The 20,423-nt window shown below is 72.3% G+C and carries 12 protein-coding genes; 10 read left to right on the top strand and 2 right to left on the bottom strand.

All coding sequences use genetic code 11. From position 1 onward, the window contains the following. Window positions 1-393: 393 nt before the first annotated feature. The 4 genes from ACGFZF_RS28875 (at window position 394) to ACGFZF_RS28860 (ending at window position 4,850) form a co-directional block, all read left to right on the top strand. Window positions 394-1,005 carry a response regulator transcription factor gene (locus tag ACGFZF_RS28875; RefSeq protein ID WP_003948568.1) on the top strand — a complete coding sequence of 204 codons (612 nt, stop codon included), beginning with the start codon at window positions 394-396 and terminating at the stop codon, window positions 1,003-1,005. A gap of 343 nt (window positions 1,006-1,348) precedes the next feature. Next, entirely contained in the window at window positions 1,349-1,951 is a 603-nt protein-coding gene (locus ACGFZF_RS28870) for a sigma-70 family RNA polymerase sigma factor (protein ID WP_315986617.1), read from the top strand. Window positions 1,952-2,116: 165 nt separating this feature from the next. Continuing rightward, window positions 2,117-3,619: an IMP dehydrogenase gene (gene guaB, locus ACGFZF_RS28865; RefSeq protein ID WP_393558828.1), complete on the top strand. Its 1,503-nt coding sequence runs from the start codon at window positions 2,117-2,119 to the stop codon at window positions 3,617-3,619. Between the two features lie 106 nt (window positions 3,620-3,725). After that, complete coding sequence (locus ACGFZF_RS28860; protein ID WP_327374646.1) at window positions 3,726-4,850, top strand: GuaB3 family IMP dehydrogenase-related protein; 1,125 nt, start codon at window positions 3,726-3,728, stop codon at window positions 4,848-4,850. A 67-nt stretch (window positions 4,851-4,917) separates the two neighbouring features. Here ACGFZF_RS28860 and ACGFZF_RS28855 read toward each other — a convergent pair whose 3' ends face one another. After that, on the bottom strand, window positions 4,918-5,415 hold the full coding sequence (locus ACGFZF_RS28855; protein WP_393558826.1) for a hypothetical protein: 498 nt from the start codon (window positions 5,413-5,415) through the stop codon (window positions 4,918-4,920). Between the two features lie 93 nt (window positions 5,416-5,508). Beyond that, window positions 5,509-6,750, bottom strand: a complete 1,242-nt coding sequence (locus tag ACGFZF_RS28850; RefSeq protein WP_393558824.1) for a nucleotide sugar dehydrogenase — start codon at window positions 6,748-6,750, stop codon at window positions 5,509-5,511. Window positions 6,751-6,975: 225 nt separating this feature from the next. On the opposite strand from ACGFZF_RS28850, the gene ACGFZF_RS28845 reads away from it, so the two are divergent. From ACGFZF_RS28845 to ACGFZF_RS28820, 6 genes are all read left to right on the top strand, one after another. Beyond that, a complete protein-coding gene (locus ACGFZF_RS28845) occupies window positions 6,976-8,682 on the top strand; it encodes a glycerol-3-phosphate dehydrogenase/oxidase (RefSeq protein ID WP_393558822.1) in 1,707 nt (568 codons plus the stop codon). Between the two features lie 846 nt (window positions 8,683-9,528). Continuing rightward, complete coding sequence (locus ACGFZF_RS28840) at window positions 9,529-11,709, top strand: serine/threonine-protein kinase (protein ID WP_393558820.1); 2,181 nt, start codon at window positions 9,529-9,531, stop codon at window positions 11,707-11,709. A gap of 163 nt (window positions 11,710-11,872) precedes the next feature. Next, window positions 11,873-14,683 carry a protein kinase gene (locus ACGFZF_RS28835; protein ID WP_393558817.1) on the top strand — a complete coding sequence of 937 codons (2,811 nt, stop codon included), beginning with the start codon at window positions 11,873-11,875 and terminating at the stop codon, window positions 14,681-14,683. 269 nt (window positions 14,684-14,952) lie between these two features. Further along, entirely contained in the window at window positions 14,953-16,596 is a 1,644-nt protein-coding gene (locus tag ACGFZF_RS28830; protein WP_393558815.1) for a serine/threonine-protein kinase, read from the top strand. A gap of 209 nt (window positions 16,597-16,805) precedes the next feature. Then, on the top strand, window positions 16,806-18,434 hold the full coding sequence (locus tag ACGFZF_RS28825) for a succinic semialdehyde dehydrogenase (RefSeq protein WP_393558813.1): 1,629 nt from the start codon (window positions 16,806-16,808) through the stop codon (window positions 18,432-18,434). 53 nt (window positions 18,435-18,487) lie between these two features. Beyond that, window positions 18,488-20,332, top strand: coding sequence for a GMC oxidoreductase (locus ACGFZF_RS28820; protein WP_393558811.1), 1,845 nt, complete (start codon window positions 18,488-18,490; stop codon window positions 20,330-20,332). Window positions 20,333-20,423 lie beyond the last annotated feature (91 nt).

Below are 20,423 nucleotides of genomic sequence, written 5' to 3'. Positions count from 1 at the left end.
CGCGGGGGCCCTTCTCCCCCCACGGGTCGCGTGTACCCACGACCGTGGGTTCGACCCGACCGTACAACTACTGTCTAAGTAGATGTAAATATGACTCATTGCGAATCTAGCCACAGACACCACCAAAAGGGAAGAAAACCCGCTAAATGGGGCATAGCTTCCAGTGAAGGGCGGGTTGACCTGCGACGCTCTCCTCTGCGATCGCCCCCTCACGTAGAGTGCCGAAGGCGACCGTCCGACCCGTAACTCTTTCGAGTGACCGTCGTTGAGAGTGCGGAGGCGGTTGAAGGAACAAGCGCTCGGGCAAATGTCCGAGAGCGTCAACCGCACAGGTGACGATACGTACCAGCCCTGGAGGCTCTAGGTGACGCGCATCAGCTGCGGAGGGCGGCCATGACATCCGTCCTCGTCTGCGACGACTCCCCGCTTGCCCGAGAGGCGCTTCGCCGCGCGGTCGCGACCGTGCCCGGCGTGGAGCGCGTGACCACCGCGGCCAACGGCGAGGAAGTCCTCCGCCGCTGGGGTGCGGATCGCTCGGACCTGATTCTGATGGACGTACGCATGCCCGGTCTGGGCGGCGTGGAGACCGTCCGCCGGCTGCTCTCCGCGGACCCCGGCGCCCGCATCATCATGCTCACCGTCGCCGAGGACCTGGACGGCGTCGCACTCGCGGTCGCCGCCGGTGCCCGTGGCTACCTGCACAAGGACGCCTCGCGCGCCGAGTTGCGGGCCACGGTCACCCAGGCCCTCGCCGACCCGACGTGGCGACTCGCCCCGCGCCGGCTGCGTTCGGCCGAGATGGGCGCGGCGCCCACCCTCACCGCGCGTGAGATCCAGGTGCTCGAAGGCATGAGCCACGGGCGGTCCAACGCGGAGATCGGGCGCGAGCTCTTCCTCTCCGAGGACACCGTCAAGACCCACGCGCGACGCCTGTTCAAGAAGCTCGGCGCGTCGGACAGGGCGCACGCGGTGGCGCTCGGCTTCCGGTGGGGTCTCGTCCGCTAGGTCCCCGCCCGGACCCATGCCCCGTCGTCGCAGTGGAGCCAGGCGGGACTCGGACGCCAGGGCCGAGCGGTGAGGACGCCGGTCGCATCCCCGTCCGCTTCGGCGGGCGGGGCGGAGTCCGAGGACCCCGCTCGCGCCGGCTTTCGCCTCTGCGGCGGAGCAGCTTGTGTCACTAACGCGCGGGATGACGCATCCTTGAGATGTGGAGTTCCTCGGGGACGAGTCGATCGAGCGGGAGGGGAGGGCGCAGGAGATGAGTTCCGGCGCACCTACTCATAACGCTTCGGTGCACAACTATGGACGCGGTGCCACGGACGCCGAGGCGTCAAGGCACCATGGAGCGATGCGCGACGACGAGACCATGGGGTCCCCCATGCCCGTAGGGCCAGGGGAGATCGGTGCGCTCGTCCACCGTGCCGTCGAGGGTGACCAGCAGGCCACGCACGATCTTCTCGCGCGCGTGCACCCGCTCGCCCTGCGCTACTGCCGCACGCGGCTGAACCGGTTGCCCGGTGACGCCCGCCACTTCGTCGAGGACCTCGCACAGGAGGTCTGTGTCGCCGTCCTCATGGCGCTCCCGCGCTACAAGGACACCGGCAGGCCGTTCGAGGCCTTCGTCTTCGCCATCGCCGGGCACAAGGTCGCCGACCTGCAGCGGGCCGCGATGCGGCACCCGGGGTCGACGGCGGTGCCCTCCGACGAGATGCCGGAACGCCCCGACGACTCGCTCGGCCCCGAGGAGCGCGCGCTCCTCAGTGACGACGCCGAGTGGGCCAAGAAGCTCCTCGCCAACCTGCCGGAGAACCAGCGCGAGCTCCTCGTGCTGCGGGTGGCGGTCGGCCTGACGGCCGAGGAGACCGGGCAGATGCTCGGGATGTCGCCGGGAGCGGTGCGGGTGGCCCAGCACCGGGCGCTCAGCCGGCTGAGGGCCCTGGCCGAGCAGTAGGCCGCCCCGCCCTGCCGGGCCGTAAGGGTTGCCGAGGAGCGGTGGCCCTCACGTACACGTATGAACGTACAAAGCTTCGCGGTGATCTTGATCGTGGAATGAGACACCGTCCGAGCCCGTTAGCATGGACATCCGCACCGATCAAGGCCGTTTGGGGAAGGTGTCATGACTGTCAACGTCGACGGAGTGCCCGAGAAATTCGCGACACTCGGGCTGACCTACGACGACGTGCTGCTGCTGCCCGGCGCGTCCGACATGGCGCCCGACCAGATCGACACCTCCTCGTACATCTCCCGGAACGTGCGGGTGAACATCCCGCTGCTGTCCGCGGCGATGGACAAGGTCACCGAGGCCCGCATGGCGATCGCCATGGCGCGGCAGGGTGGCGTGGGTGTCCTGCACCGCAACCTCTCCATCGCCGACCAGGCCAACCAGGTCGACCTGGTGAAGCGCTCCGAGTCCGGCATGGTCACGGACCCGATCACGGTGCACCCGGACGCGACGCTGGCCGAGGCCGACGCGATCTGCGCCAAGTTCCGCATCAGCGGTGTCCCGGTGACCGACCCGGCGGGCAAGCTGCTCGGCATCGTCACCAACCGCGACATGGCCTTCGAGTCGGACCGCAGCCGCCAGGTGCGCGAGGTCATGACCCCGATGCCGCTGGTCACGGGCAAGGTCGGCATCTCCGGCGTGGACGCCATGGAGCTGCTGCGCCGCCACAAGATCGAGAAGCTCCCGCTCGTCGACGAGTCCGGTCTGCTCAAGGGCCTCATCACGGTCAAGGACTTCGTCAAGGCCGAGAAGTACCCGAACGCCGCCAAGGACAAGGAAGGCCGCCTGCTCGTCGGCGCGGCCGTCGGTGTCGCCGGTGACGCGTACGAGCGCGCCCAGGCCCTGATCGAGGCGGGCGTCGACTTCATCGTCGTCGACACCGCGCACGGCCACTCCCGCCTGGTCGGCGACATGGTCGCCAAGATCAAGTCGAACTCCGCCGTCGACGTCATCGGCGGCAACATCGCGACCCGCGACGGCGCCCAGGCGCTGATCGACGCCGGTGTCGACGGCATCAAGGTCGGCGTCGGCCCCGGCTCCATCTGTACCACCCGTGTCGTGGCCGGCATCGGCGTCCCGCAGGTCACCGCGATCTACGAGGCATCCCTCGCCGCCAAGGCGGCCGGCGTCCCGGTCATCGGTGACGGCGGCCTCCAGTACTCCGGCGACATCGCCAAGGCGCTCGTCGCCGGCGCGGACACGGTGATGCTCGGTTCGCTGCTGGCCGGCTGCGAGGAGTCCCCGGGCGAGCTGCTCTTCATCAACGGCAAGCAGTTCAAGTCGTACCGGGGCATGGGCTCGCTGGGCGCCATGCAGTCCCGCGGCGAGCAGCGCTCCTTCTCGAAGGACCGCTACTTCCAGGAGGGTGTCGCCTCCGACGAGAAGCTCGTGCCCGAGGGCATCGAGGGCCAGGTGCCGTACCGCGGTCCGCTGTCCGCCGTCGTCCACCAGCTCGTGGGCGGTCTGCGCCAGTCGATGTTCTACGTCGGCGGCCGCACGGTGCCGGACCTTCAGGCGAACGGCCGATTCGTCCGGATCACGTCGGCGGGTCTCAAGGAGAGCCACCCGCACGACATCCAGATGACGGTCGAGGCGCCGAACTACAGCAGGAAGTAACAGAGCGCGACGCGTGGGGGCGGTTCCGGCATGTGACCGGAACCGCCCCTCACGCTTGTGTCGGGGATACTGGTACGCGCAGACGTAGAGGGAAAGGCCACACATCGTGACTGAGATCGAGATCGGGCGCGGCAAGCGCGGCCGCAGGGCGTACGCGTTCGACGACATCGCCGTCGTACCGAGCCGGCGCACCCGGGACCCGAAGGAGGTCTCGATCGCCTGGCAGATCGACGCCTACCGCTTCGAGCTCCCCTTCCTGGCCGCCCCGATGGACTCGGTCGTGTCGCCGCAGACCGCCATCCGTATCGGCGAGCTGGGCGGACTGGGCGTCCTCAACCTCGAGGGCCTGTGGACCCGGTACGAGGACCCGCAGCCGCTCCTCGACGAGATCGCGGAGATGGACGAGGAGACCGCCACCCGCCGTCTGCAGGAGATCTACGCCGCACCGATCAAGGAAGAGCTGATCGGCCAGCGCATCAAGGAGGTGCGCGACTCCGGTGTGGTCACCGCCGCGGCACTCTCCCCGCAGCGCACCGCGCAGTTCTCCAAGGCCGTCGTGGACGCGGGCGTGGACATCTTCGTCATCCGCGGCACGACCGTCTCCGCCGAGCACGTCTCGGGCGCGGCCGAGCCGCTGAACCTCAAGCAGTTCATCTACGAGCTCGACGTCCCGGTCATCGTCGGCGGCTGTGCCACGTACACCGCGGCCCTGCACCTGATGCGCACCGGCGCCGCGGGTGTCCTGGTCGGCTTCGGCGGCGGCGCGGCGCACACCACGCGCAACGTCCTCGGGATCCAGGTCCCGATGGCGACCGCGGTCGCCGACGTCGCCGCGGCCCGCCGCGACTACATGGACGAGTCCGGCGGCCGGTACGTGCACGTCATCGCCGACGGCGGCGTGGGCTGGTCCGGCGACCTGCCCAAGGCGATCGCCTGCGGTGCCGACGCCGTCATGATGGGCTCCCCGCTGGCCCGCGCGACGGACGCGCCGGGCAAGGGACACCACTGGGGCATGGAGGCCGTCCACGAGGACGTGCCGCGCGGCAAGCTGGTGGACCTGGGCATCGTCGGGACGACGGAGGAGATCCTCGCGGGTCCCTCGCACATCCCGGACGGTTCGATGAACTTCTTCGGCGCGCTCCGCCGGGCGATGGCGACGACGGGCTACAGCGAGCTCAAGGAGTTCCAGCGCGTCGAGGTCACCGTCGCGGACTCCCAGCACAAGCGCTGACCCGGATCCGCACACAGGAGGGGCCCCGCACCGACCGGTGCGGGGCCCCTTCCGTGAGTGCGGGCTGCTACTCGGCGGACTTCTTGGCCCCCGAGAAGGCCGCGAAGGCGGCCAGGGCGAAGAACAGGAAGGTCATGAGGTCCTTGCTCTCACCCCAGACCTGCGTCACCACGTCGAAGTTCTCGAAGAGGACGTCCGTCGCGGAGACCTTGAGCTCCTTGCCGATGATGATCGCGATGGCCAGCAGCTGGCCGACGTAGACGGCGCCGAGCGAGAGCGCCGCGCTGGCGACGGGCAGGACCGGGTGGGAGCCGCCGACCTTGCCGGACGCGAAGCCGACGAGGAAGCCGACGCCGATGGCGGCCCAGCCGATCTCCCGGTCGATCGCGCCGGCGATGCCGCCGTAGACGCCGCCCGCGACCAGGGCGGCCACGAGGGCGGCCACCAGGCCGAGCCCCAGGTTGTTGCGGACCGGCGCCGGCGCGGGCGCGGGCTCGGCCGGGTACGGGGGCTGCTGCGCACCCTCGGCGAACGGGTTGCCGGACGGCGGAACGGACTGGCTCATCTGCTGGATCCCCCCAGGGACGGTTGCGCACGGACGTGCGACCAAAGAGGACCGGAGACTAGCAGCCCGTTCCGACAGCCGGCGGCGGGATTCTCAGAGGCGGTGGGCCGCCCCCGCGGGCGTCGCTCCCCGGGTGTCCAGGAGGAGTTGGGCCTTCACCGCGAGCCCCTGGAGGTCGTACGTGCGGTGGTGCTGGAGCAGCACGGTCAGGTCGGCGTGGGCGGCTGCCTCGTAGAGCGAGTCCGCGCGCGGGACCGGCAGGTCGCGCACGCGCCAGTCCGGGACGTGCGGGTCGTGGTAGCTGACCACGGCGCCGAGGTCCATCAGCCGGCGGGCGATCTCGTCGGCCGGGGAGCCCTCGCGGTCGGCGAGGTCGGGCTTGTAGGTGGTTCCCAGGAGGAGCACCCGTGCGCCGCGGGCGGACTTCCCGTGCTCGTTGAGCAGGGTGGCGCAGCGCTGGACGACGTACTGCGGCATGCGTTCGTTGACCTGGCCGGCCAGTTCGACCATGCGCAGCGGCCGGTGGGTGCCGATGGTGTCGACGGCGACTCCGTGACCGCCGACGCCCGGGCCGGGGCGGAAGGCGTGGAAGCCGAAGGGCTTGGTCTCGGCGCAGCGGATGACGTCCCACAGGTCGACGCCGAGCTCGTGGCAGAGCACCGACATCTCGTTGACCAGGGCGATGTTGACGTGGCGGAAGTTGGTCTCGAGGAGTTTGACGGTCTCCGCCTCGCGCGGGCCGCGGGCGCGGACCACCTTGTCGGTGAGACGGCCGTAGAAGGCGGCGGCGGACTCGGTGCAGGCGGGGGTGAGGCCGCCGATGACCTTGGGCGTGCCGGCGAATCCGTGGGTGCGGTTGCCGGGGTCGAGCCGGCCGGGTGAGTACGCGAGGTGGAAGTCCAGCCCGGCGCGCAGGCCGGAGCCCTCTTCGAGCAGGTCGCGGAGCAGGCCCTCGGTGGTGCCCGGGTGGACGGGGGACTCCAGCAGGACCGTGGTGTGCGGGCGCAGCCGGGCGGCGAGGGCGCGGGCGGCGTCCGTGACGGCGGTCAGGTCGAGGGTGCGGTCGGGGCCGAGCGGGGTCGGGGCGCAGATGACGGCCGTACGGACCCGGCCGAGTTCGGCGGGGTTGGTGGTGGGGCGGAAGCCCCCCGAGAGCATCCGACGGATCTCCGAGGCCGTGAGCGATCCGTCGACCGGCGGCCGGCCGGCTGCGAGTTCGGCGACGGGGCGGGGATCGGTGTCGTAGCCGATGGTGTCGACGCCGGCGGCGACGGCGGCCTGGGCGAGGGGCAGTCCGAGGTGGCCGAGGCCGATGACGGCGAGATCAGCGGGCATGAAGGTGGGCCGTCCTTCCCAGTAGCCGGAGGGGACGAGGTGCGCAAGCCCTGTGGACAGAACGGGGCGAATGCAATGTCAGACTAGGCGTAAATATGACCGATATGCGGCATTGTCGAGTCGAAGGTCGCCGAGTGTTATCCACAGGCAGTGGCTGAAGTCGGAGGGTCGGGACAGAATCGAGTCTGTGAGCCCGACCACACGGGGGGACGACGGGAGGCAGCAGTGAGGACAGCGACACTGGGACCCGCCGAGCGCACCGAAGCGCTCGTGACGATGGCCGAGCGCGAACTCGACGTGCTCGTCGTGGGAGCCGGCGTGGTCGGCGCCGGCACGGCCCTCGACGCGGTCACGAGAGGACTGTCGACCGGCCTGGTCGAGGCCCGGGACTGGGCGTCGGGCACGTCCAGCCGGTCGAGCAAGCTCATCCACGGCGGGCTGCGCTATCTGGAGATGCTGGACTTCGCGCTGGTCCGGGAGGCGCTGAAGGAGCGCGGGCTGCTGCTGGAGCGGCTCGCACCCCATCTGGTGAAGCCGGTGCCCTTCCTCTATCCCCTGCAGCACAAGGGCTGGGAGCGTTTCTACGCCGGTGCGGGAGTCGCGCTCTACGACGCGATGTCGGTGTCGTCGGGCCACGGCCGCGGCCTCCCCGTGCACCGGCACCTCTCCCGCAAGGGCGCCCTGCGCGTGGCGCCCTGCCTCCGGAAGGACGCCCTGGTCGGGGCGATGCAGTACTACGACGCCCAGATGGACGACGCCCGGTTCGTCGCCACGCTGGTGCGCACCGCTGCGGCCTACGGGGCGAAGGTCGCCAGCCGGGCGCGGGTCGTCGGCTTCCTGCGTGAGGGGGAGCGGGTGGTGGGGGCCCGGGTCCAGGACGTGGAGACCGGCGGCGAGTACGAGATCCGTGCCAAGCAGATCGTGAACGCGACCGGGGTGTGGACGGACGACACCCAGGCGCTCATCGGGGAGAGGGGGCAGTTCCACGTCAGGGCGTCGAAGGGCATCCACCTGGTGGTGCCGAAGGACCGGATCCACTCCACCACCGGACTGATCCTGCGGACCGAGAAGTCCGTCCTGTTCGTGATCCCGTGGGGCAGGCACTGGATCGTGGGCACCACGGACACCGACTGGGACCTGGACAAGGCCCATCCGGCCGCGTCCAGCGCCGACATCGACTACCTGCTGGAGCATGTGAACAGCGTGCTGGCCGTCCCGCTCGGCCGGGACGACGTCCAGGGGGTCTACGCGGGACTGCGGCCGCTGCTGGCCGGCGAGTCCGACGCCACCAGCAAGCTCTCGCGGGAGCACACCGTCGCCCACCCGGCACCCGGCCTGGTCGTCGTGGCCGGCGGCAAGTACACCACCTATCGCGTGATGGCCAAGGACGCCGTGGACGAGGCCGTGCACGGGCTCGACCAGCGGGTCGCGCCCTGCGTCACCGAGGACGTCCCGCTCCTCGGCGCCGAGGGTTACCGGGCCCTGTGGAACGCACGGGCGAGGACCGCCGCGCGCACCGGACTCCACGTCGTGCGCGTCGAGCACCTGCTCAACCGGTACGGATCGATGGCCGAGGAGGTCCTCGAACTGATCGCCGCCGATCCGGGACTCGGCGAACCGCTGGCGGCCGCCGACGACTACCTGCGGGCCGAGATCGTCTACGCCGCCTCCCACGAAGGGGCCAGGCATCTGGACGACGTCCTGACCCGGCGGACCCGGATCTCGATCGAGACCTTCGACCGGGGCACGCGCAGCGCACGGGACTGCGCGGAACTGATGGCACCCGTCCTGGGCTGGGACGCGCACCAGATCGAGAAGGAGGTCGAGCACTACGAGAAGCGGGTGGAGGCGGAGCGCGAGTCGCAGCGGCAGCCCGACGACCTGACGGCCGACGCGGCGCGGCTGGGCGCGCCGGACATCGTGCCGATCTGACCGTACGTCCGGGGGCGTGCCGGCGGCCGTCCTTGGCGGCCCCTGGCGTACCTCCGGCCGGCTCCGGAGGCGCCTCGGGCACGCTCCGGACGACCCCGGCCCGGTCTCCGGCGGTCTCGGGGGTGCCGCTCCGACGGCTTCCGGCCGGCACGGCAGGGGATTCCGTCAGGTCGATCGGTCATCGCGTCGGAGGCGATCGTTTTCGGCCACCCGACGTGGGTCGGGGGAAGGGTTGCCGGCGGTTGTACGGGTGAGGGGGCGGGACGGCTGTCCGAGGGCTTCGGGGACGTTGCTCCGAGGATTCTTCGGGTAGAAGCAGGGGAAATCGGTCGCTGAGGCGACCTGTGGGCGGACAGTCGTGCGATCCCGTGGAGGCGGGTGGGGAACCTGAAGGGGGTGGTCTGGCGTCGGGTGGCATGGTGGGAGTGCTTTTCCGCCGAGGCCGTCCTCTCGGAGTGCGGACCCGGGAGCAGCATGGGTCCCGGGGTGAGAGACAATGGGCTCTCTTCCAGGGCGGGTTACCGCATCGCGCGGGAAGCGGCAGACGCGGGCGAAGATCAGGGATCGCAGAGGGGACGCATGTCGGAGGCGGAGCAGTCGCGGGACACGGCGCGGGACCCTCGGCGGGACGCCGGTGTGGGTGCCGGAACCGACGGCGACCGGGGTGTGATTCCGGCCGCGCGTGACGCGCGGGAGGATGGGGAGTCCGAGGCACGGGCGAAGACCGGGGCCGGTACGGACGGTGCGTCGGAAGGAGGTCGGCGGACAGGCGCCGGGCAGGCCGAGGTGCCAGGGCCGACGGCCGGCGACGCGCCGACGCCGAAGGACGGGACGTCGGCTGACGCCGTGTCGGGCACGGCCGCCGGAGCGGCGGGAGTCGATCCGGCCGGCACGATGCCCGCGGACGAGGCGCCTGTCGGCACGATGCCCGCGGGCGAGGCGCCCGCGGACAAGGCTCCGGCCGGGTCCGGTTCGGTCGGGGCGAAGGCCGCCGACGGTACCGAAGGCAAGGCGGTCTCCGGGTCCGCCGCGAGCAGGGCGGGCCAGGACGGTTCCTCCGCGGCGCCGGATGGCGACGCGGCCGGAGCCGGGGCCCCGGTGCTCCGGAAGCCCGCGGCCGGCGGCCGTGCCACGAAGCCGGCGCGTTCCGGTGCGGCCGTCACCGCCGAGGGAAGCCTCCTCGCCGGGCGGTACCGGATCGGACCCGTGCTCGGCCGCGGCGGCATGGGCACCGTGTGGCGCGCCGTCGACGAGACGCTCGGGCGTACCGTCGCCGTCAAGGAGCTCCGCTTCCCCAACAGCATCGACGAGGACGAGAAGCGACGCCTCATCACCCGGACCCTGCGCGAGGCGAAGGCCATCGCCAGGATCCGCAACAACGGCGCGGTGACGGTCTACGACGTCGTCGACGAGGACGACCGGCCGTGGATCGTCATGGAGCTCATCGAGGGCAAGTCCCTCGCCGACGCCGTGCGCGAGGACGGCACCCTGACTCCGCACCGCGCGGCCGAGGTGGGCCTGGCGATCCTCGACGTGCTGCGTTCCGCGCACCGTGAGGGCATCCTGCACCGCGACGTGAAGCCGTCGAACGTGCTCATCGCCGAGGACGGCCGGGTGGTGCTCACCGACTTCGGCATCGCCCAGGTGGAGGGCGACCCCTCGATCACGTCCACCGGCATGCTCGTCGGCGCCCCCTCGTACATCTCGCCCGAGCGGGCCCGTGGCCACAAGCCCGGGCCGGCCGCCGACATGTGGTCGCTGGGCGGACTGCTGTACGCGAGCGTCGAGGGAAGCCCGCCGTACGACAAGGGTTCCGCGATCGCGACCCTCACCGCGGTGATGACCGAGCCGGTCGAGCCGCCGAAGAACGCCGGCCCCCTGCTGGAGCAGGTCATCTACGGCCTGCTCGCGAAGGACCCCGACCAGCGTCTCGACGACGCGGGCGCGCGGGTGCTGCTGCGGGCGGTGCTCGACGCGCCCGTGACGGCCGTCGAGCCGGAGCCGTCGCCCGAGGCCACCCGCGTCGTACCGTTGCCGCCGCTGCCCCCGACACCGCCGGTCCGCCCCGCGAGGTCCACCTCGAAGCCGAAGGCGAAGGAGACCGCGGACGCGGCGGCCGAGCGGATGCGCGGCGCCCTGAAGTCCGTGCGCAACGCGGCGGCCGCCGCGACGGCCAGGTCCGAACAGGGGCCCCGCACCGCGTCCGCGCAGGGCGGGAACAGGCCCACGCCCGCGAAGGCGTCGATCACCGACGTCGTACCCCGCCGCACGCTGATCATCATCGCCGCGGTCGTGGTCCTCGCCCTGCTCGGCACCATCCTGGCCGTCTCGCTGAACGGCGACGACAAGGCGAACCAGGGCGGCGGCAAGGGCACCGGGGACAAGGTGACCTCCGCCGGCACGACGGCCGGGAACACCGACGGCGGCGGCGGTGACGGCCAGGACAAGGGGCAGGGTGCGAACGACCCCGGCCGGCAGGGCGGCGAGCAGCCGGGCGGCAGCGCCGGGCAGAGCGGCACGCCGTCCGGTAAGCCCAGCACCGGCGGGCCGGGGGCGGGCGGCACGCAGCTGCCCGCCGGGTACACCATGGTGACGAACGACCGCTTCCACTTCACCATGGCGATGCCCGCCTCCTTCCGGATGACGGGCATAGCGGGCCAGGACTCCGGCGGGATATTCAGCGCGAACGGCGGCTTCCCACGCGTCCAGGTGGATTTCAACGCCAGCCCCAAGGACGACGCGGCGAGCGCCTGGCGGGCCGCCCAGCTCGGAGTCGCCGCGACCAGCAGCGGCTACCGGCACATCGGCATCAAGCCCGTCTCGTACAAGGGCTATCCGACGGTCGCCGACTGGGAGTTCGAGCGGAACCAGAGCGACATGCGCGTCCGGGTCCTGAACCGCGGTTTCAAGGTCGACGCGAAGCACGGCTACTCGATCATGATCAGCTGCAAGGCCGACCAGTGGGACGCGGCGGAGTGCAGGACGCTGCGGGAGACGGCGTTCGCCACGTTCAGCCCCAAGGACTGACCGACGCCACGTATCGTGAGAGGTCTTGGACCGTACGCAGTCGAACAGAGCCGTCAACTGCAACGGTCCGGACCGGAATTGACGGCTTTGCGCGGTCGTCGGGATCCCTGCGATCCCGGGGACGCGTGAGGTACGGGGGACAGCGCGCTCGGTGGGAGGCGTCGTGGAGGACTACGCGGGAAGGGTGCTCGCCGACCGCTATCGCCTGCCGCTGCCACCCTCGGACGCGCACGAACTCGTCCAGACGCGCGCCTTCGACACCTACAGCGGCCAGGAGGTACTGGTCCGCCAGGTGCCGTTGCCCGAGGTCGTCGACGCGGAGTTCCTCGACGACGACGGCCGCGGCTTCACCCCGCAGCGGTCCCAGGGCCGGGCGACCCGGCGTCCGGCCGACCCCGCCGTCCGGCGGGCCGTCGAGGCCGCGCAGGCCGCCGCCCGGATCCCCGACCATCCGCGCCTCGACCAGGTCTTCGACGTCTTCGCCGAAGGGGGTTCGCTGTGGATAGTCAGTGAACTCGTGGCGGCCCGGCCGCTCGCCGCACTGCTCGCCGAGCGTCCGCTGAGCCCCTACCGGGCCGCGGAGATCGGTTCCGATGTGCTCACGGCCCTGCGCGCCCTGCACGCCCACGGCTGGACCCACCGCAACATCACCACCCGCACGGTGCTCGTCTGCGACGACGGACGGGTGGTGCTCACCGGGCTCGCGGCGGGCGCGGCCGAGGAGGCGCTGTGCGGATACGCCCCGGTGCCGGTGCCCGAGGAGGAAGAGCAGGCGTACGGCGGCGAAGCCGCCTACCGGCCCACGGACGCCGGCGATCCCGGATCGCGGCACGGCACCGCACCCGGAGCAGCCGTCCCCGAGGTCGCGGTCCCCGGCGCACGCGCGCCGGAGGGGATCGACCCGGTCACGTCTGCCCGGCCCGCGCTGCCCGGAGCGCCCTCGGAGACCTCCCAGGCCCCGGCGTCACCGGGATCGCCGGGCGTCGCCGGGGCTACCGGAGCCGCAGGCCTCAGTCCGGCCGTGGACGTCCGGGCGGCCCGTGCGGGCGCCATCGCCGCCTACCGGGCCGGCGCCCGCGCCGCGGCGCGCATCGGGGAGACCGGTCAGCTGCCCGTGCAGCGCCAGCTGCCCGGCGAACCCCCGGCTCCGCCCGCCGAACTCCCCCCGGCCCCGCCCGCGCCCTCGCCTCCGCCGGTCTCCCCACCGCCTCCGGCGCCCGCCCAGCGGCTCGGGCCCGAGCCGCAGTGGTGGTCCCAGGCACTGGAGGACGAGGACGACGGCGACGACGCGGACGACGACTACCCGCCCCGGCGCGGCACCGACGGCGACGGTCCGCCGCGCGCGCTGCTCACCGGCAGCTGGAGCGACGGTCCGCACGCCTCGCGCGACGGCGCCGGCCCGGTCTCCGCGGGCGGCGGACCGGTCCTGCCCGGTTCCGGCCGCCCCGCCCTGCCGGCGGGCTACACCGCCGCGTCCCGTCCGCCGGCCCCCCGCGAGCCGGAGCCGGTGCCCGTACCGGCCGGCGGAGGCTGGGACGGGTCCGGCGAGGGCGTCGGCCCAGCCCCGGAATACCGCGGTCCCACCACCCGGCTCGCCGCCGAGCGCGCCCGCCAGGCCCGGATCGCCGTCGTCGGCGCCGTGACCGAGCGCTGGGCACCCGAACAGGCCGGGCCGGTCCATGAGAACTGGCGGCTCGCCCCGCCCATCGGCCCCGCCACCGACCTGTGGGCGCTCGGCGCGCTGCTGTACCGGGCCGTCCAGGGCCACGCCCCGTACCCCGAGGACAGCGCCGCCGAGCTGGTCCAGCTGGTCTGCGCCGAGCCACCGGCCTTCGCCGAGGAGTGCGGAGCGCTGCGCCCGGTCGTCGAGTCCCTGCTGCGGCAGGACCCCACGGAGCGCCCCGACTTCGAGGAGCTGCGCGGCTGGCTGCGCTCCCTCGTCCGGTCGGCCCCGGAGCCGGAGGCGGGCACCGGCATGGTGCCGCTCCCGTCCGAGGACGCCGCGCGGCTTCCCGTCGTGCGCCGCCGCGGCGAACTGGTCCGCCGACGGCGCGGGGCCGCGGCCGGCGGGCGCCATCGCCACCGGAAGGGCAAGGAGCCCCGCCGGGCGCACGAGAACACCGGCCGCGGGAGCGCACGTCACGAGAGCGCGCGCGGCGGGGCCGTACGCCATGACGAGCGTCATTCGTTCCGGCAGGAGGAGTTCCACGAGGAGCTGCCGCAGCGCGCCTCGCGCGCCCCGCGGACGGGCCGGGACACCCGGGCCCCGCGCTCCCTCGGCCGCAATCTCCTGCTGCTGATCCTCCTGCTGCTCGTGGGCGCCTTCGCGTACGCCGTCCTGTTCATGCCCCGGCAGGGCGCGGAGGGCGACCGGCCCGCCGGTCAGGGCTCCCAGGCGCCCGGCGGCGGCTCCACCGGGCGGTCCGCGCCCCCTTCGGCCGGCACCTCGGTGAAGCCCTCCCCGGGGAAGACCGCCCCGACCAAGGCGACGCCCACGTCCGGGACGCCGGCCGCCGACCTCGCCGCCGGTTACACACTGCGCACGGACCCCGAGGGCTTCCAGGTCGGGGTGGCCTCCGGCTGGCGGCGGAGCCCGATCAACGACGCCGGGCAAGTCCGCTACACCGGCGGTGAGTTCACTCTGATCGTGGTGCCGGGGCGGGACACGGTGCAGGCCGGTGGCTCCGATCCGATGGCCTATCAGCGGACCAGGGAGCGCGAGCTGCAGCCCTGGCGGGATTCGTCCTGGTCCAGCGCCTCCGGGCTGCGTCGTATCGACGTCGGCCGCCAGGCCATGGCCGTCGGGCAGTTCACGTGGCAGGACAGCACGGGACGCGAGGTGTTCGTCCGCAACCTCGCTCTGATCGAGCGCGGCCGGTATCACGTCGTCCAGGTGATCGGACCGGAGAACGCACGGGACAAGGTGTCCGAGATCTACGACCAGGCGGTGAAGGCCTACCGCGCGACCCGGTGACGCGCACCGCCCGTTCGCGCACCGCCCGTTCGCCCACCGCACGTTCGCCCACCGCACGGTCACCCGCTCCGGACCACGGCTCGCTCCGCCGACTCTCGTTGAAAGGCGAACCGTTCCGGGCGCGAAATCCGTCGAACGGCCCCTGAGAGTGGCCGAAAAGGGGCGGCTGGAGTTGGCCCGGTCACAGTGCTGTTCCTTTGCGCGCCCTGAGGTTCCCCGGTCCGTATCTCTCTCCGTAACCTGTCATCCGAAGGAACGGGCGGGGGCAAGTGGAACATTCTCAGAGCGCAGGCGCGGAGTCCGGAGCCGGAGCGGACACGGCGGCCGGATTGGTGCTCGCCGGACGCTACCGGCTGGGCGAGACCATCGGTCGCGGCGGCATGGGCAAGGTGTGGCGAGCCCATGACGAGGTCCTGCACCGGATCGTGGCGGTCAAGGAGTTGACGGCGGGTCGCTTCGTCGCCGAGGCCGACCGGCTGGTCCTGCACGCCCGCACCCAGAAGGAGGCCCGCGCCGCGGCGCGGATCACCCACCCGGGCGTGGTCACCGTGCACGACGTGCTGGAGCACGACGACCGGCCCTGGATCGTCATGCAGTACGTCGACGGCCCCTCGCTCGCCGACGCGGCCAAGGAGGCCGGCACGATCGAGCCGCGGGAGGCCGCCCGGATCGGGCTGCACGTCCTCGGCGCGCTGCGCGCCGCGCACGCGGCCGGAGTGCTGCACCGGGACGTCAAGCCCGGCAACGTGCTGCTGGCCCGCGACGGGCGGGTCCTGCTCACCGACTTCGGGATCGCCGCCATCGAGGGCGACTCGACCATCACGCGGACCGGTGAACTGGTCGGCTCCATCGACTACCTGGCGCCCGAACGGGTACGGGGCGGCGACCCCGGCCCGGCCTCCGACCTCTGGTCCCTCGGCGCGACGCTGTACACCGCGGTGGAGGGGACCTCCCCGTTCCGCCGGGGCTCCCCGATCAGCACGATGCAGGCGGTGGTGACGGAGGAGCCGCCCCACCCGGAGAAGGCGGGGGCGCTCGCCCCGGTCATCGTCGCGCTGCTGCGCAAGGACCCGGAGCAGCGCCCGCGCGCGGACGAGGCGGGCCGGATGCTGCTCGACGCCATGGAAGGCCGGAGCCCGGCCTCGGCGCAGGCGTACGTACCCACGCAGCGGGTGCAGCAGGAGCAGCTGACCTCCGCCACCGCCGAACTGCCCGCGCCGGAGCGGCCCTCGGCCACGTCCGCCACGGTGCCGACCCCGACCGCCCCGCCGGCCCCGCCCGTCTCCGGGAAGGGCCGCGGCCGCTGGCGTACCGCGGTTCTGGCGGCCGTCCTCGCCGGCCTGGTCGCCGGTGGAGCCGTCTTCACGGCGATGCAGTACTCCGACGGCGACAAGGGCACGCAGGGCGGCAAGGGCACGCAGCCCACCGTGACGCAGAACGAGCAGGACGCCGTTCCGGCCGGCTGGCGCCGCGTCGAGGACCCCGAGGGGTTCAGCCTGGTGGTGCCCGAGGGGTGGAAGCGGCAGACGGACGGCGACAACATCGACTACACGCCGGACAACGGACGTCACCGGCTCCGGATCAGCGTCGACCCCTCGCCCGACTTCGAGAACCCGTACGTGCACGTGCTGGACCTGGAGAAGACGCTGAAGAAGCGTTCCGAGTACCGGCGCGTCTGGCTGAACCAGAACACCTACCGCGACCAGGTCCGTTCCGCCCGGTGGGAGTTCACCTGGCAGGAGAAGCAGAACTTCCCGGGCCCGAGGCACGCCATCGACCAGTTGTACTTCTCGGACGACGGCACCGAGTACGCCGTGTTCATGGCGTCACCGGAGTCGAGCTGGGAGACCACCCGGGAGCAGTTCGACATCGTTCTCCGGCACTGGCGGGCGCCCGGCGAGGGGACGGACTGACGGGACCGGCCGAGGGGTCCGGTTCGGCGGACCGGCCGAGGGGACGGGCCGGAGGGACGGCCGCCGGAACGTGAGATCGCCCTCCCGGCCGACCGTAAGCCGCTGATCAGGGCTTATGTGCCAGCGATCGCTGGCGTGATGTGCGCACCCGGTGAAAACGCGTTACCGACGGGTACCCAAAGACCTGAATGCGGCCTACTCTCGCCCTCATGACGGACTCGCAGGCACTCACCGCCACGGCCATCGCCGCCCCTGGCACGAACCCCCTCGCGCCCTCGCCCGCCGGCGCCCGGACCGCCGCCGACGTGGTCACGCCCGAGGTGGTCGCCCAGCTCACCCGCGGAGTCGTAGGCTCCGGCCGGACCGCGAACCACACCCCGTTCACCGGTGAGCGGCTGGCGGAGCTGCCCGAGTCCACCCCCGAGGACGTCGCCGAGGCGTTCGCCCGCGCGCGTGCGGCCCAGACCGCCTGGGCCGCCACCCCGGTCAAGGCGCGCGCGGCCGTCCTGCTGCGCTTCCACGACCTGGTCCTCGCACGCCAGGCCGAGGTCCTCGACCTCATCCAGCTGGAGACGGGCAAGGCGCGGCTGCACGCCCACGAGGAGGTGCAGGCGGTCGCCGTCGCCGCCCGCCACTACGGCCGCAAGGCTCCCGCGTACCTGCGCCCGAAGCACCACACCGGCGTCGTCCCGACCCTGACCAAGGTCACCGAGCTGCGCCAGCCGCGCGGGGTCGTCGGGCAGATCGCGCCCTGGAACTACCCGCTGGAGCTGTCGGTCGGCGACGCCCTGCCGGCCTTCGTCGCGGGCAACGCCGTCGTCATGAAGCCGGACACCGAGACCGCGCTGACGGCGCTGTGGGCACGCGACCTGCTCGTCGAGGCCGGTCTGCCGGCCGGCGTCTTCCAGGTCGTCCTCGGCGACGGGCCGGTGGTGGGCCCCGAGGTCGTCAAGCACGCCGACTACGTCTCCTTCACCGGCTCCACCCGCACCGGCCGCGAGGTCGCGCAGGGCGCCGCCGCCCGCCTCGTCGGCGTCACCCTCGAACTCGGCGGCAAGAACGCGATGATCGTCCTCAAGGACGCCGACATCGAGAAGGCCGCCGCCGGTGCCGTCCGCGCCTGCTTCTCCTCCGCGGGCCAGCTCTGCATCTCCATCGAGCGGCTGTACGTGCACGAGTCCGTCGCCGACGCCTTCCTGGAGCGCTTCGCGGCCCGGACGAAGGCGATGCGCCTCGGCAACGCGCTCGCGTACGGCGCCGACATGGGCTCCCTGGTCAGCGACCGGCAGCTGGAGACGGTCACCCGGCACGTCGAGGAGGCCGTCGAGAAGGGCGCCCGGCTCGTCGCGGGCGGCGTGGCCCGTCCCGACATCGGCCCGCTGTTCTACGAGCCCACCATCCTCGACGGCGTCGAGGCCCCGATGGCCGTGTGCTCGGAGGAGACCTTCGGCCCGGTCGTCTCGATCTACCGGTTCGCCGACGAGGACGCGGTCGTCGAGCAGGCCAACGGCACCCCGTACGGCCTCAACTCCTCCGTCTGGACCAAGGACGCGAAGCGCGGCCACGCCGTCGCCGCCCGGCTGCGCACCGGCACCGTCAACATCAACGAGGGCTACGCCCCCGCGTACGGCAGTGTCCAGGCGCCGATGGGCGGCATGAAGGACTCCGGGCTCGGCCGCCGCCACGGCTCCGAGGGCATCCTGAAGTTCACCGAGGCCCAGACCGTCGCCCAGCAGCGGCTGATGCCCCTCGCGCCGTCCTTCGGGATGGACGACGAGAAGTACGCCGCGTTCATGAGCACCTCCCTGAAGGTCATGAAGGCCCTGCGCCTGCGCTGACCCCCCCCGTCCCGACGTTCCTTCCCCGCCCCCTTTCCCGCACGAGGAGAGCCATGACCGCGGTACCCCCTGCCCGGAATCAGGACGACGACCTGGACTCGGCGTACGACTACGACGTCATCGTGGTCGGCTCCGGCTTCGGGGGCTCGGTCACGGCCCTGCGCCTGACCGAGAAGGGCTACCGGGTCGGCGTCCTGGAGGCCGGCCGCCGCTTCACCCGGGCGACCCTGCCGAAGAACTCCTGGGACGTGAAGAACTTCCTCTGGGCGCCCGCCCTCGGCCTCTACGGCATCCAGCGGATCCACCTGCTGGGCAACGTCATGGTGCTGGCCGGCGCGGGCGTGGGCGGCGGCTCCCTCAACTACGCGAACACGCTGTACGTGCCGCCGGCGCCGTTCTTCGACGACCCGCAGTGGAAGGACATCACGGACTGGCAGGAGGAGCTGACGCCCTACTACGACCAGGCCAAGCGGATGCTGGGTGTCCGGATCAACCCGACGATGACCCCCTCCGACGTCCACCTGAAGGCGACGGCGCAGGCCATGGGCATCGGCGACACCTTCCACATGGCGCCGGTCGGCGTCTTCTTCGGGGACGGCGAGGACGCGGGCGGCGGCGAGGGGGGCGCCGCGACGCGGGCGAAGCCGGGCGGCGAGGTGGCCGACCCGTACTTCGGCGGGGCCGGGCCGTCCCGCAAGGCGTGCACCGAGTGCGGCGAGTGCATGACCGGCTGCCGGCACGGCGCCAAGAACACCCTCAACGAGAACTACCTCTACCTCGCCGAGAAGGCCGGCGCCGTCGTCCATCCCATGACCTCGGTCGTGGCACTCACCGAGGACGCCCGGGGCGGCTTCGCCGTGAAGACCCTCCCCACCGACGACCGGAAGAAGGGGAAGGGCCGGACGTTCACGGCCCGCCACGTCGTCGTCGCGGCCGGCACGTACGGCACGCAGACCCTGCTGCACCGGATGAAGGACACCGGCCTGCTGCCCCGCATCCCGGCCCGGCTCGGGGAGCTGACCCGGACCAACTCCGAGGCCCTGGTCGGCTCGCAGACCACCGACCGGCGCTACCGGAAGCGCCACGGGAAGCCGAAGGTCGACTTCACGCGCGGCGTCGCGATCACGTCCTCGATCCACCCGGACGAGAACACCCACATCGAGCCGGTGCGGTACGGCAAGGGCTCGAACGCCATGGGCGGCATGACGATCCTCCAGGTGCCCTACGGCGCGCACCGGGTGCGGAACTGGCTCCTGGAGATCGTCAAGCACCCCGCGCTCGCCCTCCGCTCGCTCTCCAACCGCCGCTGGTCGGAGCGGACCATCATCGGTCTGGTCATGCAGTCCCTGGACAACTCGCTGACCACCTACCGCAAGCCCGGCGGCATCGGGAAGGGCCTGCTCACCGCGCGCCAGGGCCACGGCGCGCCCAACCCCAACCAGATCCCCGAGGCCACCCGCGCCGCCGCCCTGCTCGCCGAGGAGATCAACGGCTTCGCCGGATCCAACATCGGCGAGCTCATGGGCACCCCGCTGACCGCCCACTTCCTGGGCGGCTGCCCGATCGGGGCCGACGCCGAGTCCGGTGTCATCGATCCGTACCACCGGCTCTACGGCCACCCGGGCATCTCCGTCGTCGACGGAGCGGCGGTCTCGGCCAATCTCGGGGTCAACCCCTCGCTGACGATCACGGCGCAGGCGGAGCGGGCGATGTCGTTCTGGCCGAACAAGGGCGAGGAGGACCTCCGGCCGCGTCAGGGGGAGGAGTACGTCCGTCTCGCGGCGGTCGCCCCGAAGTCCCCGGTGGTCCCCGCGGACGCGTTCGGGGCGCTGAAGCTGCCGTTCCTGGGGATTCCGGTCGTGCCGCCGAAGAAGGCGGCGAAGGAGCCGAAGCCGTAGGGGCCGGCCCCCGGAATGTGGAAGAGGCGCTGCACCCCCCTCCGAGTGCAGCGCCTCTCCAGTTTCTGGGTGGTGCTGCATAGATGACCTG

It is taken from the genome of Streptomyces sp. NPDC048338 (genome assembly GCF_043201055.1).
Taxonomy (GTDB): Bacteria; Actinomycetota; Actinomycetes; order Streptomycetales; family Streptomycetaceae; genus Streptomyces.
This window is presented reverse-complemented; position numbering and strand designations above follow the sequence as displayed.